We start from the raw sequence: 24,728 nt of genomic DNA, 5'->3' as shown, positions 1-24,728 counted from the left end.
CGGTCTACTCCTGGTTGCCTGCGGTCGAGGAAGCCGGCGCATACGACACATGCGCCACCGCGACGTGGAATCCCAGCCGCTGATACAAGCCTAGCGCCGCCTCGTTGTCGCTCTCCACGTAGAGCTCGATCGCCCGCGCACCCGCCGCGACCATCCGCCGCATCCCCTCAAGGGTCAGCGCCCTGCCCACGCCTCTGGCGTGGATGCTGGGATCGACGCCCACGACATAGACCTCGCCGAGGCGACCGATCGTCTCGTCCTCACTGCTCTTGGTCTGGTGGAAGCCGATGACGGCGTCGGCCGTTGCGGTCGCGCTGCTTTCGTCGGCCGCCGCGGCCTCATTGTCTCGGGCGGCGATGATCACGGAATCCGGATCGAAGTCCTCGGCGGTCACGATCCGTGCGATGTCGTCCAAGGTCTGCGCACCCTGCTCCGGGTGCCAGTCGAAAGCGGCGTTGTTGACCCGCAGCCAGCCCGCTTCGTCACCCGGGGTGAAGGAGCGGATGGTCACGCCCTCGGGAGCGGAGACCTCCGGCAGATCGGACAATGCGAGATCGGTGTCGGTGCGCATCTGGTAGAGGACGCGGTCGCGTCCGAGGCCGTGGATGGCGGCGAGCCTGCGCGCACCGGGGTGGTCGCCGTGCGACCAGCACCAGGAGTCCGGTTCCTCGGCGAGGATCTCCGACAGCAGAGCCTCTCCGACCCCGAGGCGACGGCGGTCGGGGTCGACGACGAACTCGGCGGCATGTCGCTCGCCCTGCAGCGCCCGGATGCCGTATCCGACGAGCCTCTCACGACTGTCGGCCTCGTCGTTCTCGTATACGCGCCACACGCTGGACGCGGTCTGCGCATCGTGGGCGTCATCGTCTCCGGCGGCGATGGCCAGCAGCCCTCCGGAGATCGCGGGGGATCCATCGACTGTCGTCGCGCGGTCGAGGAACTCGAGCTCCACCTCGGCGAGAGGTTCGATCCGGGTTCCGGTCACGGCACCGGTGGCTGCGATTCTCATCAGTTCTCCTCGGTGTCGGAGTCTTCGTCCGACTCGATGGCGGCGTCGGGGCTGAAGCGATAGCCGACGTTGCGCACGGTGTGGATGGCGTTCTCCAGGTCTTTGCCGAGTTTGGCACGCAGGCGGCGCACATGCACATCGACGGTGCGCGTACCGCCGTAGTAGTCGTCACCCCAGACGCTGAGCAGGATCTCGTCGCGGGTGAAGACCCGTTCTGGGTGGGAGGCGAAGAACTTCAGCAGGGCGAACTCGCGATACGTGAGGTCGAGGCTGCGCCCGCCGAGGTCGGCGGTGAACGCCGTCTCGTCGATGCGCAGGGTTCCGATGACGACGACGGCAGGGTCCTGGTCACCGGAGGGGAAGTCCGCGGACCAGGGGAGCCCGGAGTGCTGCGCGCTGCCGGCGCCGGGCAGCGCTCCGGCCGGCGCATGGCCGCCAGCGGCACGTGCGAGGTGTCGGTCGCGGGCCAGGCGCAGGCGGGCTTCGACCTCGCCGGGCCCGGCTGTGGAGAGGACGATGTCGCTGACGGTCCATTTCGCCGAGGCGGCGGCCAGCCCGCCCTCGCCGAGGACGACGATGACCGGCAGATCGATCTCGGCGGCGGAGAGGACGGAGGCGATGAGGGGCGCCAGGGACAGGTCGACGCTGGCGTCGGCCACGACGACATCGGCCTCGGGGATGGTCGCGGCGGGGGTGGCGACGGTGGCCGGTGCCCGGCTCGTGGCGCTGGTGGCGCTCGTGGAACCCGGGGTTGTGCCGGCGGCTCGCAGCCGATCGATGCTCAACGACTCGATCTGATGACCCAGATAGTCGAGGGACTGCAGGGAGAGAGGGGCGTCGGGAGGGGAATCCGGGCAGATGAGCAGGATGCGCATGTTTCCCCTCCATCTCCTCGGACTCGAGCCGGCCACCCATGTGCGGCCTGAGGAAAGTATAGTCAGCGGCTGTTTCGCCTCTTGGAATCGTGTCGTCCGGCCGCGATGAGGCACGATAGTCGTGTGATCAGATGGATTCGAGTTGCAATCGCCCTCGCCTTGGCCCTGGCTCTGGGGGCCTCGGTGTACTGGGGCTACACCTTGTTCCTTCTGTCGACCGTGCTCATCGTCCTCGGCGTCGCGTACGGCTGGCCGCGTCTCACCGACTCCCCTCAGCCGCGAGCCACGTCGATCATGCTGGCGCTGTTCGGTCTGGCCGGTCTCTTCGCCGCGTGGCGTGACCACTCGGCTCCCTATCTCGACTGGCTGCCCGTGCTGGCCGGCCTCGGTCTGCTGTGGGCCTTCGTGCAGAACCTCGTCCGCGGCCTCGGGGCCTCCGACGCCGTCGCCAATGTGTCTGCCCAGGTGGCAGGTGGAGTCATCGTGCTCTCGACGAGTACCTGGGTCGCGGCCATCACCGTCCCCGGCGACAAGGAGGCCATCGTCGTCGGGCTGATGGCGCTGATGGCGGCGGAATGCATGACCGCTCTGCCGTGGCCGCCCATCTACACCTCGCCCCTGGCTGTGGCGATGGCCACGGCGGTGGCCGGAATCAGTTCCGTGCTCGTCCTCGACGCCTCGGTCGGCTGGCCGCTCGCGCTCGTCCTCGGCGCCGTCATGGGCCTCCTCGTGGCGGGCGTGGATCGGATGCTCGGGCTCATCGCCTACGCGCAGTACCAAGCGGCCAACCTGGAGATCGCGCAGAACATCGAATCGAAGAAGAGCGTGGAGAAGGCCCGCAGCTTCGCGGTCCAACTCGCGCTGGGCGCAGCCCCCATCGCACTGGGCGGCGTCGTCGTCTACGCCCTCGAGCGCGTCGCTCTCTGAGGCCGAGCTCGCTTGCGTTGAAATCGGCTTCTGAGTTTCGCTTCGTGGCCGGCTTCTGGCCTTCGGTCACGCAATGGTCTGTCCGGAGCGGAATAGTGGCCTGTCGGCACCTATCGCGCGGTCTCTGGCGGTGCTAGAGTTGCTCCTCACCGCTCTCGGCGAGGAGGCTGACGATGCGCAAGAAACTCCTGGTGACGATCTGCCTGCTTGCGCTCATGGGCAGTGGAAGTGCGTGCTCAGACGGTGCCGACGAACAGAGTGCAGAACCCCCGCGACAGACGGCGACTGAACATTCTGATATCCCTCGTGACCCGGGTACTGCCCCTGCAGAGGGAGGTTCGGAGGGGGAGTCTTCGGACGCAGGTGCGCAGAACCAGCCCCTGCCGGAGAACCAGCCCCTGCCGGAAGAGCCCCCGGAGGATGTTTTCGAACCAGACGACGCAGACTTCGCGGATGCTGAGGACCAACCGTTGGAGTACACGACTGCACCGGAGGATTGGTGGGGTGAGGACTACTGCCACTACTTCATCCAAGACGGAGTGACTCACGGGGATGTGTGCATCAGCCAATTCGCTGCCGACTACTACCTGGTTCATCGCTATGACCCGAATAGTCCGGCCAACCAGGGAGCAGTGCTCATGCAGTACTACACCGCGGTGCCGCCGGGGTGGGTGATGTACCGGGATTGGACTGAACCGGCCTTGTCCAACAGCCCCGAAATCGCATGGATCTATCATCCTGCTGATCTCAGCCAGGTCACTGCGGAGAACTTCTGGGTCGTCATGAACGACGGCAGCAGCTATACCGTGGCCCACTTGGAGGCGTTGATCGCCGGTGCCACACAAGGCGAAGGCAACGGTGCGGGAGCGGCGCAGCCACCAGCAGGACTGCCGGTTTGGGATCCCGCGCTGAGGCCTTTCAGTCAAGAAAGAATTGACTTCATCCGCGATAGTCAGCGCCATACCAATCCGGGCATCTTCTGATCGACTCGTCGCGAAAAGCACGGTTTGCTTTCGTGTTGTCACCGGTCTGCTTTGGATGGCTCGGTTTGCAAGTCGAGCCATCCAAAGCAGACAGTGCCAACTCCATTGAAGTTCGGCTTCGGGTCGACCGACTCTGGTGCCGGACTTCGATGGCCGGCATCCAGGCCTCCTATCGACCTCTCGGACCGACGATGAAATCCGTCGGCGCTGAACTGTAGACTGGGCGGCATGGAAAACCTGCATGCTCTCGAACTCTTCTTCTCATCCCTCGTCGGCCTCGCAGCCCTCGGCGCCCTTGGCGTCGCCATCAAGGTCGTCACGAACCTGTTCAAAGTCAAGCGCTGAGTCCGATGATCGAAATCGATGCCTCGGTCCATCCCGAGCTCGTCCCCCTGTCCTGGCTGATCGGGTCGTGGGAAGGCGTCGGAGTAGTCGGTTACGCGGATACGCCTGAGAAGCAGTTCGGGCAGCGCATCGACTTCGTCGCCCATCCCGGCACCCCGTACCTGCAGTACACCGCGCATGCCTGGCTGCTCGACGAGGAGGGCGAACTCGAGTCGACCTTGACCCTGGAATCGGGGATCTGGCAGCTCGTGCGCCAGCGCGACGCCGGGGACGTCGGGCCCGGGATGCTGGTTCCCACCGAGGACCCCAGCTTCACCTCGGCGGCGGCAGTCGAAACCCTGCGCACGAACGACGACGGTTTCGAGATCGAAGCCGAGATCGTCCATCCGCACGGCGTCATGGAACTCTATGCCGGTCACGTCAAGGGACCGCGCATCGATCTCGCCACCGACATGGTCGCGCGCACCCGCACCGCGAAGGAGTACACGGCCTCGACCCGCATGTACGGGCTCGTGGGCGGCGAACTGATGTGGGCCTGGGATATGGCGGCGCTCGGCCACGAGCTCGCCACGCATTCCTCCGCACGACTGAAGAAGCTGTCCTGAGATGCCGTCTTCGTCACTGCCGCGCCCACTGGGCTCCTCGGCCGTCTTCGGCGTCGAAGACCTCGTCCACACCCCGCTCCACTACGGTGGGCCCCTGCGTGAGCAGAGGGCGCTGGCGGAGAAGGACGCGATCGTCGACCTCGCTCACCTGCGCGTATTGCGTCTGAGCGGAGCCGACCGGCTTAAGTGGCTCAACTCGATCACGACCCAGAAGCTCGACGCGCTGGCTCCCGGGGTCTCCACCGAGACACTGGTGCTCGACCCAAACGGCCGAATCGAAGGGTGGCTGCGCCTCGTCGACGACGGTGAGGCCCTGTGGGCGATCAGTGACTTCCGCACCGAAGAGACGCTCGAGTTCCTCCGCTCCATGGTGTTCATGATGCGGGTGACGATCGACGACGTCAGCGACGACTATCAGTGCATCGGCGCCGTGCGCGCCCTGCCCGAGGCCCTGCCGAGAACCCAGGTGTGGGAGGACCCCTGGCCGCACATCGGCCCGGGCTCGGCGTCCTATGCCCAGCTCGACCTCGGGCTCGAGGCCGCTTCCGCCGAGCATCCTGGTCTCGAGACCCCCTTCGTCATCGGGATCGTCTCCCGCGACGAGCTCAGGGCCACCTCGGCGGCTGACTTCACCGTCGCCGGCTTCGACGCCTGGGAAGCGCTGCGGATCGCCGCCTGGCGGCCGGGCCGGCCCGAGATCGACCACAAATCGCTCGTCGGCGAACTCGACCTGCTGCGCACTGCCGTGCACCTGGCCAAGGGCTGCTACCGCGGTCAGGAGGCCGTGGCGCGCGTGCACAATCTGGGGCAGCCGCCCAGACGCCTCGTCTTCGTCCACCTCGACGGATCCGGGCACATCCAGCCGGATCCCGGCGCCGAGGTGCTCAGCACGGTCCGCGGCGCCGAGCGTTCCGTGGGACAGCTGACCTCGGTGGCTCTCCACTATGAACTCGGTCCGATCGGTCTGGCCGTGATCAAGCGCAACATCTCCGCCGAAGCGTCCCTGAACTTCGACCTCGGCGAGGGCAACCTCGTGGTCGGCACCCAGGAGACGATCGTCGCCCCGGAGCGTGGGAACCGGACCAGCCTGCCCGGCCGAAACCGGGAGGTCGACATGCGGAATCAGCACCGCTGATTTCACACTCGGCGCAATCCGGCCTCGGGCCACGCGGGCGGGCGCTGTTTCCGCATCTCGGAAAGGCGGCAGAGAGCAACGGATTTCGTAATTCTGGACGGCTCTCGCTGTTAATTCTGCCCAGCTCGCGGACGCAGAGTGACAAAAACCGTTGCGCTGGCTTATTCTTCCCCGTATGACAGCATTGGAAATTGGCGGCGAATCCCTGCCGCAGGAACGTAAAGTCGTCACCGAGATCCCCGGACCGAAGTCTCGGGAACTCGAGTCGCGTCGCACTGCTGCCGTCGCGACGGGCGTCGGTTCCAGCCTGCCCGCGTATGTGGTGGCAGCCGGCGGAGGAATCCTCAAGGACGTCGACGGCAACCAGATCATCGACTTGGGATCCGGCATCGCGGTCACGACCGCAGGAAACTCGAACCCGAAGGTCGTCAAGGCTGCCACCGAGCAGCTCGAGGCGTTCACCCACACCTGCTTCATGGTCAACCCGTACGAAAGCTACGTCGAGGTCGCCGAGGCGCTCAACCGCCTGACCCCGGGCGACCACGAGAAGCGGACGGTGCTGCTCAACTCCGGCGCCGAGGCGGTCGAGAACGCCGTCAAGATCGCCCGTGCGCACACCGGTCGTGACGCTGTCGTCGTCTTCGACCACGCGTACCACGGCCGCACCAACCTGACCATGGCGATGACTGCGAAGGCCCACCCGTACAAGGCCGGCTTCGGCCCGTTCGCCGGTGAGGTCTACCGCGCACCCATGTCCTACCCGTTCCGCGACAACGATGCGGCCGGCACCAAGGTCAGCGGTGAGGATGCGGCCAAGCGCGTCATCACGATGATCGAGAAGCAGATCGGCTCCGAGCACGTGGCCGCCATCGTCATCGAGCCGATCCAGGGTGAGGGCGGCTTCATCGTCCCCGCCGAGGGTTTCCTGCCCACGCTCGTCGAGTTCGCTCGCGAGAAGGGCATCGTGTTCGTCGCCGACGAGGTGCAGGCAGGCTTCGCCCGCACCGGCAGGATGTTCGCCTCCGAGTGGGAGGGCATCGTCCCTGACCTCATCACCACGGCCAAGGGCATCGCCGGCGGTCTGCCGCTGTCGGCGGTGACCGGTCGCAAGGAGATCATGGACTCGGTCGGTCCGGGTCGCCTCGGCGGCACCTACGGTGGCAACCCCACCGCCTGTGCCGCGGCGCTGGGCGCCATCGACGCCTTCGAGAACGATGGACTCCTCGAGAACGCCGAGCACATCGGCGAGCTCATCACCGGTCGTCTGACGAAGCTGCAGTCGAAGTTCCCCGAGGTCGGCGACGTCCGCGGCCGGGGCGCCATGGTCGCAGCCGAATTCATCCAGCGCGACTCGATCGACCCCAACCCGGAACTCGTCAAGAAGGTCGTCGACCACTGCGCGAAGAACGGTGTCCTCGTGCTCTCGACCGGAACCTTCGGCAACGTGCTGCGCTTCCTGCCGCCGCTGACGATCTCGGACGAACTGCTGGGCGAGGCGTTCGACGTCATCGAAGAGGCGCTGGAGTCGGCCCTGGCCTGACCCGGTCGGCGCCAACGTCAGCCGGCTCCACCAGCTCATTGACGGCGGCCCGGACACCTCATACGAGGTATCCGGGCCGCCGTCATGTGTGTGCGGAGGTGGAGTGGTCGACCGCTGTCGGGTTCACCCTGCGGGCGGGACCGCTGAGACTCAGTCGCGACGGTTCAGGCCGGGTCGGGGAAGGATCTGTCGCCGAAGAGGATTCGTTTCGCTGCCGCCTGTCCCGGCGGTGTGCTCAGCCCCGCGAACGCCGCTCTCGCCATCGCGGGAGTGCGGACCAGTGCCAGCGCGCTGCGCATCGCCAGCCGCCCGCGGAACCGTGTGCGCAGAGCCGCCCCGTCGTAGTCGGCCAGGGCCTCGGGTTGGCCGCGGAGCGCCTCGTCGATGACGTCAGGGGCATGCTCCGACAGCCGCAGGCAGGGATCGAGGCCGCCGGCGGTGAGTGGGGAGACCGCGCCCGCGGCGTCGCCGACGAGGAGTCCCTCGGGTGAAGCGATCCTGCGCAGGATTCCGCCGACGGGGATGGGGCCGGCGCGGCGTTCGACCTCGCCTGAGCGTTCGCTGCCCTCGAGCCCCGGTGCCGTGGCGGAGAACCGCTGCAGTGCGCGCTGGATTCCGGAGGGAAACCGATGGGAGTAGCCGGCGACACCGACATGCGCGTGTTCCCCATCGTTGACGACCCAGGCGAGATACCCGGGCGCAAGCGAAGGATCGAGGACGCAGTGGAACGTCGGCGGCTCTGCGCCGGCGGAGATCGCGAACACCTCCTCGGCGCCGATGAGCAGACGGCGGTTGCGGTCCAGGCCGAGGTCACGGGCCACGCGCGATCGTGCACCATCGGCGCCGACGACGAACGCGGCCCGGATCCTCAACGGACCGTCAGGACTTGTGGCTGAGAAGAGATCGCCGCGCCGGCCCGTATAGCGGGTGCCGAGGAGGATCCGGGCTCCCGCCACGACTGCCGCCCGCGCCATCTCCTCATACAACGGTCCCATGTCTCCGACCCGGAACTCGTCCCGTTCGCTCTCCAGGGTCACCGAGCGATCCCGTGCCGGAGGGTAGAGCGCCACCCTCCTGATCGGTGGGCCCAGACATTCGGGTGGCAGGGTGAAGTCGTCAAGGGTGCGGCGCACGAAGATGCCGGTGGTGCGGACGGTTGTCGTCAGCGTCGAATGCCGTTCGGCCAGGATGACGCTGTGACCACGCTCGGCGAGGATCCGGGAGGCCGTGAGCCCGGCCAGGCCCGCTCCGACGACGAGTACGTCAGCCGACAGGGTGCGGGTTCGTGTTTCCGGCCCGGTCACCTCGGCGCATCTTTCTGCATTTGGTCCTTCGTCATCGTTCGCGGGGTTCGGATCACTGTGCTCAGGTGCCGGGTTCGGCATGGCCATCCTCGTCGTCGACCCATTCGAGGATGTCGCCCGGTTGGCAGCCCAGCGTCCGGCAGATGGCTTCGAGGGTGCTGAAGCGCACGGCCTTCGCCCGCCCGTTCTTGAGCACCGCGACGTTGGCCGGTGTCAGTCCGACTTTGTCGGCGAACTCGCCCACGCTCATCTTCCGCCGCGCCAGTTCCACATCGAGGCGCACGATGATCGCCATCAGACCACCTCGGAGAGTTCGCTCCGCATTGCCGTCGCATTGCGCAGGAGCCCGCGCATGACGATCATGAGCAGCACGAATGCGAGTCCGGCGACCACCACTCCGCCCACGATCGCGATCAGTCCCGGCGCGTCGTCGCGCAGCGCAATCCCGATGACCAGGATGCCGAAGCCGCCGACGAGGAGAGTGGCGACGAGGCCAGCGCCGATGATGACGTCGACCCAGCGGAACGCTCGCTGCGTGAAGATCGCATCCCGGCGGACCATCGAGAGCAGCGCCCAGATGGCGATGAGGGCGGCCTCGACGCAGACGGCCAGTGCGACGCCGAGAACCACGATGGGCAGAGGGAGGAAGGTGAAGTCCCGCTCCTGAGCGAGGGTCTGCGTGAAGACCGGGAAGAGCAGGGCGATCTGAACGATGACTGCGCCGAGGCCGATGAGGAGGACAAGTGCGCGGAGGGCGAGAATGGCGATTCGACTCATGTGTTGAGTATTGATCGGAATCTATCGAAAGTCAATAGCCGCGGTCCTGCAAGTGCTTGGATAGGATCGTGGCGACGTCCGATTTGAGGAGAGCGATGACCGGAACCCGTGCTCTGCGCGTGTCGAGGATGATTCGGGAGACCGCCGGGTTCCTGCTGCCCGTGACCGAGGTCGCCGGCGATGCAGAGTTCGCCGGTGCCGTCGCCGGCGATGCAGAGGTAGTCGGTGATCCGGCGATCACCCGGATCGAGTTCGACTTCGACCTCCGGCCCGGCAGTGACCACACGGGCATGGTCGTCCTCGTCGCCGAGGTGATCGGCAGTCCCAGCGAGTTCGCCCGGATCCGGCAGCGGTACGGTGCTGCCGCAGTTCTGGTCGTGGCACCGGGAACGCGCGCCCACCTCGGCGAGGGGTCGAGCGGCGGGTCCGGCAGTGCCGGGCCCTTCGTGCTCGAGCGCTCGGAGCAGGTCACCTGGTCGGAGGTCCTCGTGCACCTGCGTCAGCTGACCGAAGGGGCATCAAGCGCACTGACCTGGCCCGATGTCGATGATCTCAGTTCTGTGGCGGCGGTTATCGCAGACCTGACGGGTGCGTCGATCACGATCGAGGACCCGGCGTCGCGGGTGCTCGCCCACGCCAACCTCGGCGAGGACATCGACGAGATCAGGAGGCAGACGATCCTCACGGGCGCGATTCCCGGGTGGCGGATCGAGGAGCTCGAGGAGTCGGGTTTCCTGCCGGCGATCCGCGCGTCGACCGACGTCGTGGAGCGCCCGGCCACTGACACGGAGCCTGCCCGCTCCGTCATCGCCCTGCGCAGCGAGGGTGAGCTGCTCGGCACGATCTGGGCCGCCCATGGGGACGGCGCGGATCCGCGCAGGATCCGCGAGGTGCTTCGTGACGCGGCCCGCGCCGCCCTGCCGGTGATGCTGCGGACTCTGCGGCGCTCTCCGTTCGAGAAGCGGATCCGTCGCGAGGCGTTCGGTTCGATCCTGCAGGGGTCTGCGGACCTCGGTCCGGCGGCCACCCTGCTGGCGCTGCCGTTCGCCGGCCGCTATGCCGCGGTCGCCGTCGCCGAGGTGAGCGCCGAGCGGGAGCCGGAGCTTCGGTTCCACCTGCGCGCCGCCTTCGCCGATGCCGTGGTCGCCCGCGATGAGGCGACGGGGCTGGTTGCGGCGCTTCTCCAGACCGAGGCCGAGGCGGACCCCGAGAGCCTCCAGGAGCCCGTCGCCGAGGCGCTGGCCCGCACCCGGCCGTCGATCGAACCGCTGGCCTTCGGTATGGGTGAGTCGGTTCAGAGGCTCGATCACGTGCATCGTTCCTGGTCCGAGGCGCGTTACGTCTGCGAGGCCGTGCGGCAGAGGCTCGAGAGCGCGAACAGTCGCGGGGGTGAATACGCCGTTGTCGATGACCTCGAGATCGCCTCGGGCGTGTACGGCGCCAACGCGGCCGAGGTGCCCGCGGAGCTCGTCGGCCTCAGGGTCGCCGATGCCCTCGCCGAGGCGGACGCGCAGCTGAGTGCTCCGGCGCGCATTCTCGCGCTCCACGACGAGCGCCACGAAGGGCAGCTGCTGCCGACCCTGCGCGCTTACTTCGATGCGGTCGGCAACTCCGCCGAGGCAGCACGTCGACTCCATGTCCATTCCAACTCGCTGCGTCACCGCCTGGCGCGGATCGAGGAGCTGACGGGACTGTCGGCGCTGATCCGCGCGGAGCGACTGTGGCTGGAACTGGCGCTGCTCGTCGTCGACCGGCAGCGACGTTGTGAGAATCCCACAACAGACTCCCGAGAAGACGGGTGAATCCTCAGGCATTGCCCCGCGGCTGACGTCCTAAGGTGAAGGAAAATCACCGACGAAGGACGCGATGACCCGCCGAGAATCTGCCTATCGACAGACCGCAGCACCTCGCGAACAGTGCGCTGTTCCACCGGAGGAGCCGACCGGCGCCGCGGGTGAGCAGCTCGACCACGCGCTCGCTCGTGCGCTGGCGATCTCCATGGTGGCGAGGAATGCGGGCACCGGGAGCGTCCCCGCGCTCGACGACACGAACCCGGTCGTGGGTCTGATGGACCTCGATCTGCTGGTGGAGCAGTACCAGCGGCTGGACTCGGCCTTCGCCGGGAAGCACGACGTCCTGCACGCTGTCGCATGCAAGGCGGTTCCACTGCGTTCGCTGCTCCATCTCTATGCGAGCATCGGTGCCGGCTGCGAAGTGGCCGGCCCGGGCGAGCTGGAACTCGCCGTCGCCGCGGGATTCACCCCCGAGCGCATCGTCTTCGACTCCCCGGCGAAGACCCGGGCCGAACTGCGGCGCGCGATCGAGCTCGGAGTGTCGATGAACGTCGACAACTGGGAGGAGCTGGCACGGCTCGACGAACTCCTCGCCGACGTCGGCACCGCCTCGGCGAGGAGAGACACCGACGTCGGCACCGCCTCGGCGAGGAGAGACACCGACGCCGGCACCGCCTCGGCGAGGAGAGACGCCGACGCCGGCACCGCGTCGGGGACGAGAGCCTCCGGCACCACCTCGGCGAGGATCGGTCTCCGCGTCAACCCGCAGACCGGGTCGGGGACGATCGCGGCGATGAGCACGGCCACCTCGACGTCGAAGTTCGGCATCGGCATCACCGATTCCGGTGCCCGCGAGGAGCTCATCAGGGCATACCTCGAGCGCCCGTGGCTGAACCAGATCCACGTTCACTCGGGTTCCCAGGGGATCGGCCTCGACCAGGCGGCGGAGAGCATCGCGGAGGTCGTCGAGCTGGCGCGAGAGATCAATGCTCGGGCAGCGGTGCGCCAGATCGCTCGCATCGACATCGGCGGGGGACTGCCGGTGAACTTCGCGAGCGAGGACATCACACCCACGTTCGCCGAGTACCGGGCGGCTCTCGATGCCAGGGTCCCGGGTCTCTTCGACTTCGAGCTCGTCACTGAGTTCGGGCGCTCGCTGCTGGCGAAGGCGGGAACGGTCCTCAGCCGAGTCGAGTACACGAAGACCACCGGCGGTCGGCTCATCGCCATCACCCACGCGGGGGCCCAGGTCGCGGCTCGGACTGCCTACGCCCCGGAGGACTGGCCATTGCGGATCCTGCCCTTCGACCGCGCGGGGCGGGCGAAGTCGGAGGAGGATCCGGTGCCGACCGATGTCGCGGGCCCGGCCTGCTTCGCCGGCGATCTCCTCGCCCGAGATCGGATGCTGCCGCGGCTGGAGGCCGGCGACCTCGTCGCGGTCCCCGACACCGGCGCCTACTATTTCAGCAACCACTACTCCTACAACCTCCTGCCCCGGATTCCGATCCACGGCTACCGGCGTCTCCGGTCCGAGTCGTCGACCGAGGAGCTCGAGTTCCTCCTCATCAGGCCCGGTCAGACCGTGGAGCAGGTCCTCGCCGAGGCGGGAGAGGCGGACCTCGTTTCAGGTAGTCTCGGCTCATGACTTTCGACGTCTTCGACGGACACAATGACCTCGCCTGGTGGCTGCGCGAGGAACGCGACTACAGCGTCGAGGGGCTCGACGATCCGAGCGTCTCGCCCTTCACCACGATGGGTCAGCTGGAACAGGGGAGCGTCGCCGCCCAGTTCTGGTCGGTGTATGTCCATTCCGACATCACCGGCTCGCGGGCCGTCAAGGCGACATGGGAGCAGATCGACGCGGTCAATCGCTTCATCGCCGCCTATCCGCAGACGCTGCAGTTCGCCCGGACCGCCGCCGAGGTGGTCACCGCGCGTGAGGCCGGCAAGGTCGCCTCTCTCATGGGTGTCGAGGGCGGGCAGCAGATCGACGAGTCGCTCGCCGTCCTGCGCTCCTATGCCAGGGCCGGCGCCCGCTACATGACCCTGACGTGGTCGACGACTCACTCGTGGGCCGACTCGGCCACCGACGAACCCCGGCACAACGGGCTGAGCGAGTTCGGTCGCGAGGTCGTGTCGGAGATGAACCGGATCGGGATGATCGTCGACCTCTCCCATGTGGCGCCCACCGTCATGCATCAGTCACTCGACCTGACGAGCCTGCCGGTCATCTTCAGCCACTCCTGCGCGCGCGGGCTCAACCCGCATCCGCGCAACATTCCCGACGACGTCCTCGATCGCCTGCCCGACAACGGGGGAGTGGCGATGATGACGTTCGTTCCGTCGTTCGCCTCACGCGAACGCTGGGAGTGGGAACTGGCCGGAAAGGTCGGCACCGCCCCTGAGGTGACTGTGGCCCACGTCGCCGACCACTGCGACTACGTGCGCGAGAGGATCGGCGTCGACCATGTGGGCATCGGCGGCGACATCTGCGGAGTCGACGAACTGCCGATCGGCCTCGACAACGCCGGGCAGTACCCGAACCTGTTCGCGGAACTGTCGAACCGGGGATGGTCGGATGCTGATCTGCGCAAGCTCGGCTTCGACAACGCGATGCGGGTCCTCGAGGCGCACGACGACGCCTGCACGGCGTTCCTCGGGCAGCGGTGAGACTTGGACGACAAGTGAACCTTCAGTAGATTTGCCCCTCGGTTCTCTTGCGCAGTCCAGGAACTGGGCTTGAATGAAGAGACGCTGCCGAATCCGTGGTGGTCGCGAAGTCGCGAACGCCGCTCCAACAGGGAAGATGGAGGAATCGTGAGTCACAACGAGAGTCCCACCGCTGCGCAATCCGCACCGGGGAAGCAGCCCGAGACCCTCAAAAGGGTGATGGGCCCCAAACTGCTCCTGCTCTTCATCGTCGGCGACATCCTCGGAACGGGTGTCTACGCGCTGACGGGAAAAGTCGCCGGTCAGGTCGGAGGTGCCGGCTGGCTGCCGGTCATCATCGCCTTCGTCATCGCCACGATCACGGCGTTCTCCTACATGGAGCTCGTCACGAAGTACCCGCACGCTGCGGGTGCCGCGCTCTACACGCACAAGGCCTTTGGGGTCCACTTCGTCACCTTCCTCGTCGCCTTCGCCGTCCTCAGCTCAGGAATCACCTCGGCGTCCACGGCCTCGACGGTGTTCGCGGAGAACATGGCTGCCGGCTTCGGCTGGGACCTTCCGGCCACCGCCACCATGTGGATCGCGGTCGGGTTCCTCGCCCTCGTCGGCGCGATCAACCTCCGCGGTGTCAGTGAGAGCGTGTGGTTCAACGTGGTGCTGACCTCGATCGAGCTCACGGGTCTGCTCCTGGTCATCCTCGTCGGATTCTTCGCTCTCGGCTCGGGCAGCGCCGACTTCTCGCGGGTGATGATCTTCGAGACCGCCGATGACAAGAGCATCTTCTTGGCCGTCACCGCCGCGACCTCGCTGGCGTTCTTCTCGATGGTCGGATTCGAGGACTCGGTGAACATGGTCGAGGAGACCAAGGATCCGCGAGTGTTCCCGAAGATCATGCTCACCGGCCTGTCGATCACCGGCGTCATCTACGTGCTGGTGTCCATCGTGGCCGTCGCCGCAGTGCCGATCGGTGTGCTCACGGAGAGCAAGACGCCGCTGCTCGAAGTCTTCGAAGCCGGTGCTCCCGGCCTGCCCATCGACGAGATCTTCCCGTTCCTGACCATGTTCGCTGTCGCGAACACGGCCCTGATCAACATGCTCATGGCCAGCCGCCTGCTGTACGGGATGGCGAAGCAGAACGTGCTGCCTCCGGTGTTCGCCCGCGTCCTCAGGGAGCGTCGCTCGCCGTGGGTGTCGATCATCTTCACCACCCTCATCGCCTTCGCTCTCATCATCGCCGTCTCCACCATCCTGCCGGAGACGGTGATCGCCTCACTGGGTGGAACCACTTCACTGCTGCTGCTGGCGGTCTTCGCGGTCGTCAACCTCGCGGTCCTGGTGCTGCGGAAGAAAACCGTCGAGCATGACCACTTCCGGGCTCCCACCTTCCTGCCGTGGCTGGGACTTGCCACCTGCCTGTTCCTCGTCGGCCCGTGGGCCAGGCTCGATGACCTCATCCAGTACCAGATCGCGGCGGCGCTGATCGGGGTCGGCGTGATCCTGTGGGCGGCGACCTGGCTGTGGAACCGCTCCGTGCGCGGTGCGAGCACCAGGTTCCGCAACCCCGAAGAGCTCGTGTGAGCCCTCGTCCGCGCCTGTAAGGCTGGACGTCCTACCGAGAAGAGGATGAACAATGACCATTGTCGTGGGATACACCAATGCTCCCGAGGGGCACGCCGCCCTGGACGCCGCAATCGCTCACGCCGCGAAGGAGGGCAGCGACGTCCTCGTCGTCAATGCCTCCCGCGAATCCCAGCGCAGCGATCCCCGTCGTCTGTCCGAGGCAGAGGTCGGATCGGTGCGCTCCATCCTCGAGCGCGCCGGGGTCACCGGGCGGGTGCTGATCTCTGAGAACGAGTTCGACCCTGCGGAGCAGATTCTCGATGCCGCCGCCGAGGTGGGCGCTGAGCTGATCGTGCTCGGAACCCGGAAGCGCACGCCCGTGGGGAAGTTCCTGCTCGGGTCGACCGTGCAGAGGGTCATCCTCGACGCAGATGCCCCGGTGCTGTGCGTGAAGGCGACGCACGCCGGCTGACGGGAACGGCCCGCTGGGGCTGGGTGAAGCCGCTGCCAGGCAGAGGCCTGATCAAAACTGTGCACACGATCTGCTGCGGCGCCTGTCGAGGTGACTCGGTCCCGGTCACAATAGGCGGGTCGTGTCCTGACCGTCTCGGCCGACTTCGTGCACTCGGTGCTGCCGGAGTCGGTCGAGGAGCCATTGCTCGACGCGGCCGAACCGGCGTCCGCGGCGCCAGATGAGGTCGACCGAGACCAGCCAATCGGTGTAGGGGTAGGCGTCGAGCTGCAGCTCCACCAGCTCACCGGATGCAATCTCGGGCAGGATGAGCTGCCTGGGCAGGGTCGCCCATCCCAGACCGGAGCGGGCCAGAGCGGTCAGCGCCTCGTACGAATCGGTGTGCCAGGTCTGCGTCGACTGCAGATACTCGCTCGTCGGCAGCGAGCTCGAGTGGGTGATGTAGGCGAGATGACGATGCCCGCGCAGTTCATCGAAGCCGGGGTTCTCCATCGTCGCCAGAGGGTGATCCCGGTGTGCAACGTGAGTCATGAGGAGCTTGCCCATCTGATGGAATCCCAGCTCGTCCGGGTACTCCGGGAGCAGGAAGGCGATGCCCAGCTCGGCCTCGTCGGCGAGGACCAGCCGGCTCGCATCACCCCGGTCGGGATTCCTGATGATGAGATCGGTGTGCGGGAAGGTCTCGGCGAAGTCCTCCAGCGCAGGCATGATCTGATGCGGTGGGATCCCGATCGCCAGTGTCACGCTCGGCGAGTCGTTCTCGGACAGGGCATCGCCGTGCCGTTCGAAGGTGACGGCGCGATCGTAGAGTGCCCGCGCCTCGGGGAGCAGTGCCTGCCCCGCCTCGGTGAGGGTCGGCATCCGTGAACTGCGGTCGAAGACTTCGACGTCGAGGGCGATCTCCAGATAGGAGATGGCCGAGCTGATGGTCGACTGGGTCCGGCCCAGTGCTCTGGCCGCAGCGGAGAACGACCCGTGTTGGGCGGTGAGCACGAAGGCTTCGACCTGTTCCAGACTCAGACGCATCTCTTCAATCTAATGCACCCGAAAGCCTTCGACCTATCGAATGGTTCGATGGAAACTCATTTCATCCATCGAAGAAAGGCGCATAGTGTCGCTTCCATCGCGCTCAGCGAATCAATCGTGAGTGCACGTGTCGCTCGTGAGTGCACTCACGGGTGAACCAACGAATGGAAAGGTGGAGACATGGGAATCGCGGTCGAAGAAGCTCGCGTCCGGAAGGTCGACCCCGTCGACGAAATCCTCCCCGCGCGGTCGATGCTGACCTTGGGGCTGCAACACGTGCTGGTGATCTACGCGGGCGTGGTCGCCGTCCCGCTCATCCTGGGTGGAGCCCTCGGCCTCGACCAGGCGCAGATCGTCATCCTCATCAACTGCAATCTCATCATCGGCGGTCTGGCCACCTTGCTGCAGACGCTGCGCATCTGGCGCTTCGGCGCCCGCCTGCCACTGATCCAGGGCGCCTCGTTCATCGCCTTGGCGCCGATGATGCAGATCGGCACGGACTATGGTCTGTCCTATGTGTTCGGCTCCGTGATGGTCGCCGGACTGCTGGCGATCGGGCTGGCACCGCTGTTCTCCCGGCTGCTTCGGTTCTTCCCTCGGGTCGTGATCGGCTGCCTGATCACCACTGTCGGGATCTCCCTCATGCCGGCGGCCGCCGGCTGGCTCGGCGGAGGAGTCGGCAGCGAGACGTTCGGTGCGCCCCAGCATCTGCTCGTCGGGCTGCTCACCGTCGTGGTCACCGTTGTCGTCTACGTCTGCTTCAAGGGCCTGATGAGCAGCTTGTCGGTGCTCATCGGCATGGCGGTCGGCACGGTCGTCGCCATGTTCATCGGCCTCAGCGACTTCAGCGGGGTGTCCGACGCTGCATGGATCGGCATCGCTGCACCGATGGCCTTCGGTGCGCCGCAGTTCTCGCTCGTGCCGATCCTCATCATGACCTTGGCAATGGTCGTCATCATGGCGGAGACGACGGGGAACACGCTGGCGATCGGTCGGATGGTCGACACCCCGATCTCGACCCGCCGCCTGGGCAACGCCTTCCGAGGCGAAGGGTTGGCGACCATGCTCAGTGCGGTCTTCAACGGCTTCCCGCTCAATGCATTCAGCCAGAACACCGGACTGATCGCCATGACCCAGGTGCGCAGCCGCTACGTCGTCGCGGTGGCCGGGGTGATCATGATCCTCATGGGGCTGATCCCGAAGATCGGTGCCATCGTGGCGGCGATCCCGCCCTCGGTGCTCGGCGGCGGTGCGACCGTCATGTTCGGCATGACGACTGCGGCCGGAATCCAGGAGCTCGCGCGGGTGAAGTACGAGGGCACGCACAACGCCCTCATCGTTGCCGTGTCCCTGAGTGTCGGAGTGCTTCCGATGGCGAAGCCGGAGCTGCTCGAGAAGGTCGAGGGACCGCTGGCGCTGATCCTCGAGAGCGGGATCTTCCTCTGCGCCATCGTCGCCGTCCTGCTCAACGCCGCCATCAACAGGTCCGCGGCCGATGCGGATCCGGAGGCTGCAGCCGCGACTGACTCACTCGCCGGAAACACGGGCCTTTCCACGGAGCCCGCCACCGACTCTTCCACCGGAGCCACGGTTCCTTTGGCGGCTCCTGTCCCGGACTCATCCACTCATCCCACCATCGACAGAGAGAAGACAATGAAAGACAAGGACTCAGCAATGTCAGACGCACAGCTAGCAGGAACCACCACCCTCATCGACGTCGCCGAGGCGACCGCAGAGGACCTGGCTCGACTTCGCGAAGCCATCGCGCTCGCCGAGGATGCGAAGAATCGCGGTCGTCACCCCTTCGCCTCAACCGTCGTCGCCGCCGACGGTACGGTCCTCGCTTCCAAGGGCAACAACTCGATGCCGCCAGAGGGCGATCCGACCCAGCACGCCGAATTGAGTGCGGCGGCGGAAGCTGCGCGGACGCACTCTCCGGAGGAGCTCGCCTCGGCGACTCTCTACACCAGCGCTGAGCCCTGCGTGATGTGCACCGGTGCCGTGTACTGGACCGGGATCGGACGGATCGTCTACGCGCTGTCGGAGTCCCGTCTGCTTGCGCTGACCGGCGACGATCCCGAGAACCCGACCTTCGACCTGCCGTGCCGTGAGGTCATTGCCCGTGGTCAGCGGGAGATCGAGGTCCTCGGACCGCTGCTCGAGGATGAGGCGGCAGAGGCGCATCGCGGCTTCTGGACGCGCCAGTCCAGCTGATCCGCGATCCCGAGCTCGGTCATTCGATGCCGTTTGGCTGAGCCGTCGAAACCCATTGCCGCCGAGGTGGTGCTGTGGTTCCGTGCGAGCACACCGTTCGCATCGGTTCCCTTCGTGAACGTTCCGTTCGCGTCGGTTCCCCGCGTGAACGCCCTGTTCGCGCGGGGCGGCGCCCCTCGGTGGCAGTGTTGTGACGCTCCTCCGACAATCTCGTGTCAGCCCCTCACGATAGCCTGAGGACACCAAGCGCCAACAAACATCGGGCACAGGAAACAAAATGGCAATTTATCTTCTTTAATCCCTGGAGAACGAATAAGAATAGGAGAAAAACGTAGACACATTCGAATCATGCGCGTAACATAGACACCAAGCGGGCAACACAGACGTTGACGAACGGACCGAGACAATGACTCTCACCCCCGACCGGAACCACCCGAAGCAGAACACGCGCAACACCCGCGCCGCTTCACCCTGGTGCACCGGCGGGAACAATCCGAAAGCCACCGCCCGATCAGCCGATGACACGCCCCTACCTCCCGAATCACCACTGTCTTCCGATACGTCTGTGACGCCTGATCCGCTTGTGGCGCCTGTGTCATCTGACTCGGGCAGTGGTGCTGGTGCCGGTGCCGGCACGTGGGGTGGCCGGTCCCTGTGGGAGGCAGGTGTCGATGATCCCGCCGCCCGTGCTGAGTGTCGCAGGATCAGTGCCGAACGCGACGCCGAGATCCGCGCCCGCCAACTCGCCGCGGACGAAGCCCGTGAACATGCCGCCGAGGACGAGGCCGGCCGGGTGTGGCCGGCCACTCCTGACCCGGGTGAGGGTGCGACCACTGCTGTGTGGGGCGTCGACACCCGGGCCGAGCAGGCACGAGAAGACGAAACCCGACTCCCCGAACCCGGCATTGACGATACGGCCAGCACCGACGCTGGACCCCGTGGCGGCACTGAGAACGGTGTCGATGCCGGGTCTGGCGATGACGCCGTGGCGGCCGAGTCCGGGCACCCGTTGTTATCTGAGGAGGCGTGGGCGGATCTGGCCCGGTTCGCTCCCGAGATCACTGATTCGATCACTGCCCTGCAGAGTCTGGTCGAGGGTTTGTTCTCGTTTGCTCGTCCGATGGGACCTGAGCAGGCAGTGGTCATGCTCGATGGTGTCGAGGCGCTGAGTCGTTTGGTCGAATCGTTGTCGGTGGTCGGGGTGTCGGTGTTCGACCGGTCGGGGACGCCGCGCGACTACGGGGTTAAAGACGCCCGGGCGTTGATCGAGGACCGGTTGCACGTCAGTGGATACGAGGCCTCTCGTCGGGCGAACTTGGCGAAGTCGTTGGGCAAGAGAGTCGAGATCAGTGGCCAGTCGCGGGCACCCGAGTTCCCGCAGGTCGCGGCGGGACTGATGAGTGGGGTGTTGTCGGCGAACCAGGCGAGTGTGATCGCGGAGTGTCTGCGGAAGCTGCCGGTCTGGACCAGTGATCAGCAGCGGGGTGAGGCGGAGCGGGTTTTGGTTGAGAATGCGCAGGCGGTGCGGGTGCGTGATATTCGCCTGCTGTTCGACGAGATTCTGGCCTGGGTCGATCCGGATGGGTCGGTGCCGGATGAGGAGCCGCGACCGGAGGAGTACTGTGTGAATCTGCGTGCCCGGAAGGATGGGGCGTGGGTGCTCAAGGGTCTGTTGGATCCGACCACGGGTGGGATCATGCACGGGCTGCTGACCTCCCGGATCACCACCGACCCCGACGCAGGGAAAGACAAGACCGGCGGTGACAAAGACGCGACCGACGCTGAAGAGGTCATGAGCGGCGGTGGTGATGCTGATGTGGCTGCAGGATCAACCGACACCATGACTGCGGGATCGGCCGCTATTGGCGCGACTGCAGGGTCTGCTGCCGATGGCGCGACCAGTTCTGAAGGCGATGAGTCCCTGGATGCGGCGGTGGTGGAAGCGTTTGACGCGGTGTTGTCCGGGGACCGTCACGATGTGTGCGACCCGACTGTCAGTGGCGAATCCGCCACCGGGGTTCCTGGGTACGGGGTGCGTGAGGACGGGACCCGGGTCGCGATGACATTACAGCAACCGAGTATTCGGACTCAGATCTACTCACGGTTCGCAACCCTGGTGTCGCGGGTCGAGATGAACCGGGTCGGTGCCGGTGCCCCGTTCGCTCTGGTGGTGACGGCGAAGGCGAGTGACCTCGCGAAGGGGTCGGGGCGGGCGGAGACGGGTGCCGAGGCCCGGTTCCCGATGGCCACGGCGGTGCGAGACGGGCTCAATGGTGCGGTGTTCTTCCATTTGATGAGTGAGAAAGCGCGCACCGTGGCGGTGTGTACGGAGAAGCGGTTTGCGAATGCGAAGCAGTTGGCGGTCCTGACTGCCCGGGATCAGGGGTGTACGTTCCCGGGGTGTGACACTCCTCCGGGGTGGTGCGATGCTCACCATATTGTGGAATGGGCTGCGGGTGGGAAGACGGATGTCAACAATATGACCCTGGCCTGTGGTGTCCATCATCGGCTTCTGGATAAGTCGGGGTGGGAGACGGTGATGTTGGTCGATGGTCGGCCGGCGTGGGTGCCTCCTGCCACGGTGGATCCTGCTCGTCGCCCGATTCTGCATGCGCGGTTCGTGGCTCGTGGTATCGCTGAGACTCTCTTCGATTAGCTGCCTGCCGAAACCACAAGGGGACAAGTGCGTCTTCCCCGCTTCGCCGGCCGAAATCCCAAAAGCGCTCGTCGTTCCGTGGTGATCGTGCTCCAGATGTGACGGTAGTCCCGAGATGACTGAAGCTCCCGACGTGATCGAAGTCAAGGAATGATCCTGGTGAGGCCGCTGTTTTCAGAGCATGGAGCTTTCTATTCTCGATCTCGTGCCGGTCCGCATCGGCCAGAGCACATCCGACGCACTCGCATCCTCACATGAACTCGTTCAGGCCGCCGACCGGCTCGGATACACCCGCTACTGGGTGGCCGAACACCACAACATGCCATCAGTCGCATCGACCATGCCGGGCGCCGAACTGATGTTCCTCGGCCAGGGCACGCAACGGATCCGACTCGGTTCCGGAGGGGTCATGCTCCCCAACCATGCGCCCCTGGCCGTGGCGGAGCTCTTCGCACTGCTCTCCGCGGTCTACGGCAACCGCATCGATCTGGGGATCGGACGTGCTCCCGGTACGGATCCGATCACCTCGGCGGCGATGAGGGGTCACCTCGGCGAGGGACGGATGGTCGACCGTGAAGGGAAGACCATCGACCCGGTCGAGCAGTTCCCTCAGCATGTCATCGACACGCTGAGTCTGATGACTCCGGAGGGAGTGCGAGTTCCGCTGCATGGCGGACGCGAACACGTTCTGCGTGCGACGCCGGCTCCGGTGCCAGGCACCCAGCCGCTGCCGTGGCTCCTCGGGTCCTCGGGCTATTCGGCCCGCCTCGCTGCCGAGCTCGGCATGCCCTATGTCTTCGCCAACCATTTCGCGGCGGGCGCGACGACTGCGATGAAGATCTACCGCGACAATTTCACGCCGGGAGCATACGGACCCGAACCGCGCACCTTCGTCACCGCCAACGCCGTGGTGGCGTCGAGTGACGAGGAGGCGCACCTGCGGTCCGAACCGTTCCTCCTGCAGATGGCTCGACTGCGCACCGGCGGCAAGATGGGGCCGCTTCGCCTCGTCGGAGACGATGTCCGGTCCGTCATGACCGACCAGGAGCGGATGGTCGCCGAGGAACTGTCGAGGAACTGGATCATCGGCGATCCGAAGACCGCCGCGGCCCAATTGGACGAGTTGGCCGGACGATTCGAGGTCGATGAGATCATGATCCAGCCCGTCACAGGTTCGACGGAGGACGAGGACCTGCGTGCTGACAGCGCGCGTATCCAGACGCTCGAACTCCTGGCCTCCGAGCTCCTGGGCTGATCCGAAATGGGTGCCATCGAGGCCCGGGACCAGTTCAGATCCCTTGCTCCTTTGCACAGGGGCAGTACAATCGGCACTGTGCATGCATTCGACGAGCGCTCGGTCGTGCTCGTCGAACCGGTCCATTGAGGTCCGGGCGTGCACGCCGAATGAAGCATTGTCACTGCCCTGACCGGCGGTTCATGAGCGCCGGGAGGCGCTGACATTTCGGATCCTTCCCCCACGCGGGTGCAAACCCGCAGACCGAAAGAGAAATAATGCGTACCAGAACTGCTGTTTCGACGGCACTTGGGCTCGGACTGGTGTTCGCCGCAGGTGCTCCCGCGATCTCAGGCAATCTGACCTCCGCCGCTGACGCGTCCGCTGTCGGCAGATCCGCAACCGCTCAGGCTGCGGCAGCGCAGTCCACCACCGTTGACGTGTCCGCTTCAGGAGCTGCCGCAGGAGGTATGGGAGCGGCGGTGGTTCCCGGTCAGGAGCTCGAACCAATCACCGACGGGAAGATCGAGAAGGGCGACACCGCCTATATCGACGTCACCGTCGCGACGCTCTGGACCGACCCGGATGCTCCGCGCAAAGTCGATCAGCCGGCACTGGAGCATCCCGCTGACCTCGATGCCTGGAACAAGAACCTGTCCGACACCGAGGTGCGCCGGGATCTGACCGGTAAGGTCGAGACCCAGGCGCCCTATGGCGCGGAGGTCGAAGTCGACAAGATCGACGGCGACTGGGCACGCGTCAGCGTCAGGGACCAGTCCACCCCCAAGGACGACAAGGGCTACCCCGGATGGTTGCCGACTAAGCAGTTAGTGGAGAACGACCGCTTCGCGAAGCTGCAGGACGAACAGCCGCGAGCCGTGGTCACCGAGCCCAAGTCCGAACTCGAAGGCGTCGAATTCACCAAGGACACCGAGGCCGGCCTCAGCTTCAACGCCGAACTCCCGGTCATCGGCCAAGACGTCGAAGACGTCCGCGTGGCCCTGCCCGGCGGGGGAGCGGCATGGGTCGATGCCGACCACGTCGCCGTCTACGACGTCGACCAGGAACCCGAGAAGCCGAAGGGTGAGGACCTCGTCAAGACTGCCAAGCAGTTCGAGGGTCTGCGCTACCTCTGGGCGGGCGTCTCCGCGTACGGCTTCGACTGCTCCGGCTTCACCTACAGCGTCTTCCGTGCCCACGGCATCGACCTCCCGCGCGACTCGGGAGACCAGGCCACGGTCGGCAAGAAGGTGTCGAAGAAAGATCTCGAACCGGGTGATCTGCTGTTCTTCTCGACGAGCAGCGGGAAGGTCCACCACGTCGGCATGTACATCGGCGACGGAAAGATGATCCACGCACCCAACGCCTCGAAGGACGTCTCGATCGTCGACTGGAAGTCCTGGGACAAGGGCGGCGAATTCTCCGGAGCCCGCCGAGTCATCTGAGGGCACAGGCTGACGCAGGCGCGCAGCATCCCCTGACACCGCCGAGGTGGTCCGTCATTGCGACGGACCACCTCGGCGTTTCTCCTGCACAGGGCGGATTGCTGTGGCACAGATGCTCGCCGAGGTGGCGCGGGGCCGCACCGATGCTCGCCGAGGTG

Annotated in this window: 20 protein-coding genes; 14 read left to right on the top strand and 6 right to left on the bottom strand. The window is 66.1% G+C overall.

Annotation, left to right across the window (positions count from 1 at the left end; translation table 11 throughout):
- Positions 1-4: 4 nt before the first annotated feature.
- Positions 5-1,009, bottom strand: a complete 1,005-nt coding sequence (gene mshD / locus RIT73_RS07080) for a mycothiol synthase (RefSeq protein ID WP_309131366.1) — start codon at positions 1,007-1,009, stop codon at positions 5-7.
- A complete protein-coding gene (locus tag RIT73_RS07075) occupies positions 1,009-1,884 on the bottom strand; it encodes a winged-helix domain-containing protein (protein ID WP_309131365.1) in 876 nt (291 codons plus the stop codon). Before RIT73_RS07075 ends, mshD begins: the two co-directional genes overlap by 1 nt.
- A 123-nt stretch (positions 1,885-2,007) precedes the next feature.
- On the opposite strand from RIT73_RS07075, the gene RIT73_RS07070 reads away from it, so the two are divergent.
- The 5 genes from RIT73_RS07070 (at position 2,008) to gabT (ending at position 7,419) form a co-directional block, all read left to right on the top strand.
- Positions 2,008-2,811, top strand: a complete 804-nt coding sequence (locus tag RIT73_RS07070) for an ammonia permease (protein WP_309131364.1) — start codon at positions 2,008-2,010, stop codon at positions 2,809-2,811.
- Between the two features lie 173 nt (positions 2,812-2,984).
- Complete coding sequence (locus RIT73_RS07065) at positions 2,985-3,794, top strand: hypothetical protein (protein ID WP_309131363.1); 810 nt, start codon at positions 2,985-2,987, stop codon at positions 3,792-3,794.
- Positions 3,795-4,144: 350 nt separating this feature from the next.
- Positions 4,145-4,744, top strand: coding sequence for an FABP family protein (locus RIT73_RS07060; protein ID WP_309131362.1), 600 nt, complete (start codon positions 4,145-4,147; stop codon positions 4,742-4,744).
- 1 nt (position 4,745) lies between these two features.
- Complete coding sequence (locus tag RIT73_RS07055) at positions 4,746-5,879, top strand: folate-binding protein (protein ID WP_309131361.1); 1,134 nt, start codon at positions 4,746-4,748, stop codon at positions 5,877-5,879.
- A gap of 175 nt (positions 5,880-6,054) precedes the next feature.
- Positions 6,055-7,419: a 4-aminobutyrate--2-oxoglutarate transaminase gene (gabT, locus tag RIT73_RS07050; protein ID WP_309131360.1), complete on the top strand. Its 1,365-nt coding sequence runs from the start codon at positions 6,055-6,057 to the stop codon at positions 7,417-7,419.
- Positions 7,420-7,583: 164 nt separating this feature from the next.
- On the opposite strand, the gene RIT73_RS07045 is transcribed toward gabT, so the two are convergent.
- Genes RIT73_RS07045 through RIT73_RS07035 form a run of 3 tightly spaced genes read right to left on the bottom strand, consistent with a single transcriptional unit; the run spans position 7,584 to position 9,500 of the window.
- A complete protein-coding gene (locus tag RIT73_RS07045; RefSeq protein WP_309131359.1) occupies positions 7,584-8,804 on the bottom strand; it encodes an NAD(P)/FAD-dependent oxidoreductase in 1,221 nt (406 codons plus the stop codon).
- The gene (locus RIT73_RS07040) at positions 8,785-9,018 is read right to left on the bottom strand and encodes a helix-turn-helix transcriptional regulator (RefSeq protein WP_309131358.1); all 234 of its coding nucleotides are present in this window, start codon (positions 9,016-9,018) and stop codon (positions 8,785-8,787) included. The genes RIT73_RS07045 and RIT73_RS07040 overlap by 20 nt, the downstream gene beginning before the upstream one ends.
- Complete coding sequence (locus RIT73_RS07035; RefSeq protein ID WP_309131357.1) at positions 9,018-9,500, bottom strand: DUF2975 domain-containing protein; 483 nt, start codon at positions 9,498-9,500, stop codon at positions 9,018-9,020. Before RIT73_RS07035 ends, RIT73_RS07040 begins: the two co-directional genes overlap by 1 nt.
- 95 nt (positions 9,501-9,595) lie before the next feature.
- On the opposite strand from RIT73_RS07035, the gene RIT73_RS07030 reads away from it, so the two are divergent.
- The 5 genes from RIT73_RS07030 to RIT73_RS07010 all read left to right on the top strand — a co-directional run bounded on the left by RIT73_RS07030 (position 9,596) and on the right by RIT73_RS07010 (position 15,995).
- Positions 9,596-11,302, top strand: a complete 1,707-nt coding sequence (locus tag RIT73_RS07030; protein ID WP_309131356.1) for a helix-turn-helix domain-containing protein — start codon at positions 9,596-9,598, stop codon at positions 11,300-11,302.
- Positions 11,303-11,366: 64 nt separating this feature from the next.
- Complete coding sequence (locus RIT73_RS07025) at positions 11,367-12,938, top strand: diaminopimelate decarboxylase (protein ID WP_309131355.1); 1,572 nt, start codon at positions 11,367-11,369, stop codon at positions 12,936-12,938.
- Entirely contained in the window at positions 12,935-13,963 is a 1,029-nt protein-coding gene (locus RIT73_RS07020; protein WP_309131354.1) for a dipeptidase, read from the top strand. Before RIT73_RS07025 ends, RIT73_RS07020 begins: the two co-directional genes overlap by 4 nt.
- A 219-nt stretch (positions 13,964-14,182) precedes the next feature.
- On the top strand, positions 14,183-15,541 hold the full coding sequence (locus RIT73_RS07015; RefSeq protein ID WP_375294983.1) for an APC family permease: 1,359 nt from the start codon (positions 14,183-14,185) through the stop codon (positions 15,539-15,541).
- Between the two features lie 52 nt (positions 15,542-15,593).
- A complete protein-coding gene (locus RIT73_RS07010; protein WP_309131352.1) occupies positions 15,594-15,995 on the top strand; it encodes a universal stress protein in 402 nt (133 codons plus the stop codon).
- 105 nt (positions 15,996-16,100) lie between these two features.
- On the opposite strand, the gene RIT73_RS07005 is transcribed toward RIT73_RS07010, so the two are convergent.
- Positions 16,101-17,021 (bottom strand): LysR family transcriptional regulator, encoded by a 921-nt coding sequence (locus RIT73_RS07005; protein ID WP_309131351.1) that lies wholly within the window; start codon positions 17,019-17,021, stop codon positions 16,101-16,103.
- Positions 17,022-17,201: 180 nt separating this feature from the next.
- Here RIT73_RS07005 and RIT73_RS07000 point away from each other — a divergent pair, with 180 nt between their 5' ends.
- The 4 genes from RIT73_RS07000 (at position 17,202) to RIT73_RS06985 (ending at position 24,570) form a co-directional block, all read left to right on the top strand.
- Positions 17,202-19,235, top strand: a complete 2,034-nt coding sequence (locus RIT73_RS07000; protein ID WP_309131350.1) for a solute carrier family 23 protein — start codon at positions 17,202-17,204, stop codon at positions 19,233-19,235.
- Between the two features lie 592 nt (positions 19,236-19,827).
- Positions 19,828-21,891 carry a DUF222 domain-containing protein gene (locus RIT73_RS06995; protein WP_309131349.1) on the top strand — a complete coding sequence of 688 codons (2,064 nt, stop codon included), beginning with the start codon at positions 19,828-19,830 and terminating at the stop codon, positions 21,889-21,891.
- Between the two features lie 181 nt (positions 21,892-22,072).
- Positions 22,073-23,146, top strand: coding sequence for an LLM class flavin-dependent oxidoreductase (locus RIT73_RS06990; protein WP_309131348.1), 1,074 nt, complete (start codon positions 22,073-22,075; stop codon positions 23,144-23,146).
- Positions 23,147-23,403: 257 nt separating this feature from the next.
- Positions 23,404-24,570 carry a C40 family peptidase gene (locus RIT73_RS06985; RefSeq protein WP_309131347.1) on the top strand — a complete coding sequence of 389 codons (1,167 nt, stop codon included), beginning with the start codon at positions 23,404-23,406 and terminating at the stop codon, positions 24,568-24,570.
- Positions 24,571-24,728 lie beyond the last annotated feature (158 nt).

This window comes from Brevibacterium sp. (genome assembly GCF_031179145.1).
Classification (GTDB): domain Bacteria; phylum Actinomycetota; class Actinomycetes; order Actinomycetales; family Brevibacteriaceae; genus Brevibacterium.
This window is presented reverse-complemented; position numbering and strand designations above follow the sequence as displayed.

What these genes read in the sequence shown, in the direction of transcription:
- mshD (WP_309131366.1), bottom strand. Translation starts at nt 1,009, where the DNA reads ATGAGAATCGCAGCCACCGGTGCCGTGACCGGAACCCGGATCGAACCT.
- RIT73_RS07075 (WP_309131365.1), bottom strand. Translation starts at nt 1,884, where the DNA reads ATGCGCATCCTGCTCATCTGCCCGGATTCCCCTCCCGACGCCCCTCTC.
- RIT73_RS07065 (WP_309131363.1), top strand. Translation starts at nt 2,985, where the DNA reads ATGCGCAAGAAACTCCTGGTGACGATCTGCCTGCTTGCGCTCATGGGC.
- RIT73_RS07060 (WP_309131362.1), top strand. Translation starts at nt 4,145, where the DNA reads ATGATCGAAATCGATGCCTCGGTCCATCCCGAGCTCGTCCCCCTGTCC.
- RIT73_RS07055 (WP_309131361.1), top strand. Translation starts at nt 4,746, where the DNA reads ATGCCGTCTTCGTCACTGCCGCGCCCACTGGGCTCCTCGGCCGTCTTC.
- gabT (WP_309131360.1), top strand. Translation starts at nt 6,055, where the DNA reads ATGACAGCATTGGAAATTGGCGGCGAATCCCTGCCGCAGGAACGTAAA.
- RIT73_RS07045 (WP_309131359.1), bottom strand. Translation starts at nt 8,804, where the DNA reads ATGCCGAACCCGGCACCTGAGCACAGTGATCCGAACCCCGCGAACGAT.
- RIT73_RS07040 (WP_309131358.1), bottom strand. Translation starts at nt 9,018, where the DNA reads ATGGCGATCATCGTGCGCCTCGATGTGGAACTGGCGCGGCGGAAGATG.
- RIT73_RS07035 (WP_309131357.1), bottom strand. Translation starts at nt 9,500, where the DNA reads ATGAGTCGAATCGCCATTCTCGCCCTCCGCGCACTTGTCCTCCTCATC.
- RIT73_RS07030 (WP_309131356.1), top strand. Translation starts at nt 9,596, where the DNA reads ATGACCGGAACCCGTGCTCTGCGCGTGTCGAGGATGATTCGGGAGACC.
- RIT73_RS07025 (WP_309131355.1), top strand. Translation starts at nt 11,367, where the DNA reads ATGACCCGCCGAGAATCTGCCTATCGACAGACCGCAGCACCTCGCGAA.
- RIT73_RS07020 (WP_309131354.1), top strand. Translation starts at nt 12,935, where the DNA reads ATGACTTTCGACGTCTTCGACGGACACAATGACCTCGCCTGGTGGCTG.
- RIT73_RS07015 (WP_375294983.1), top strand. Translation starts at nt 14,183, where the DNA reads ATGGGCCCCAAACTGCTCCTGCTCTTCATCGTCGGCGACATCCTCGGA.
- RIT73_RS07010 (WP_309131352.1), top strand. Translation starts at nt 15,594, where the DNA reads ATGACCATTGTCGTGGGATACACCAATGCTCCCGAGGGGCACGCCGCC.
- RIT73_RS07005 (WP_309131351.1), bottom strand. Translation starts at nt 17,021, where the DNA reads ATGCGTCTGAGTCTGGAACAGGTCGAAGCCTTCGTGCTCACCGCCCAA.
- RIT73_RS07000 (WP_309131350.1), top strand. Translation starts at nt 17,202, where the DNA reads ATGGGAATCGCGGTCGAAGAAGCTCGCGTCCGGAAGGTCGACCCCGTC.
- RIT73_RS06990 (WP_309131348.1), top strand. Translation starts at nt 22,073, where the DNA reads ATGGAGCTTTCTATTCTCGATCTCGTGCCGGTCCGCATCGGCCAGAGC.
- RIT73_RS06985 (WP_309131347.1), top strand. Translation starts at nt 23,404, where the DNA reads ATGCGTACCAGAACTGCTGTTTCGACGGCACTTGGGCTCGGACTGGTG.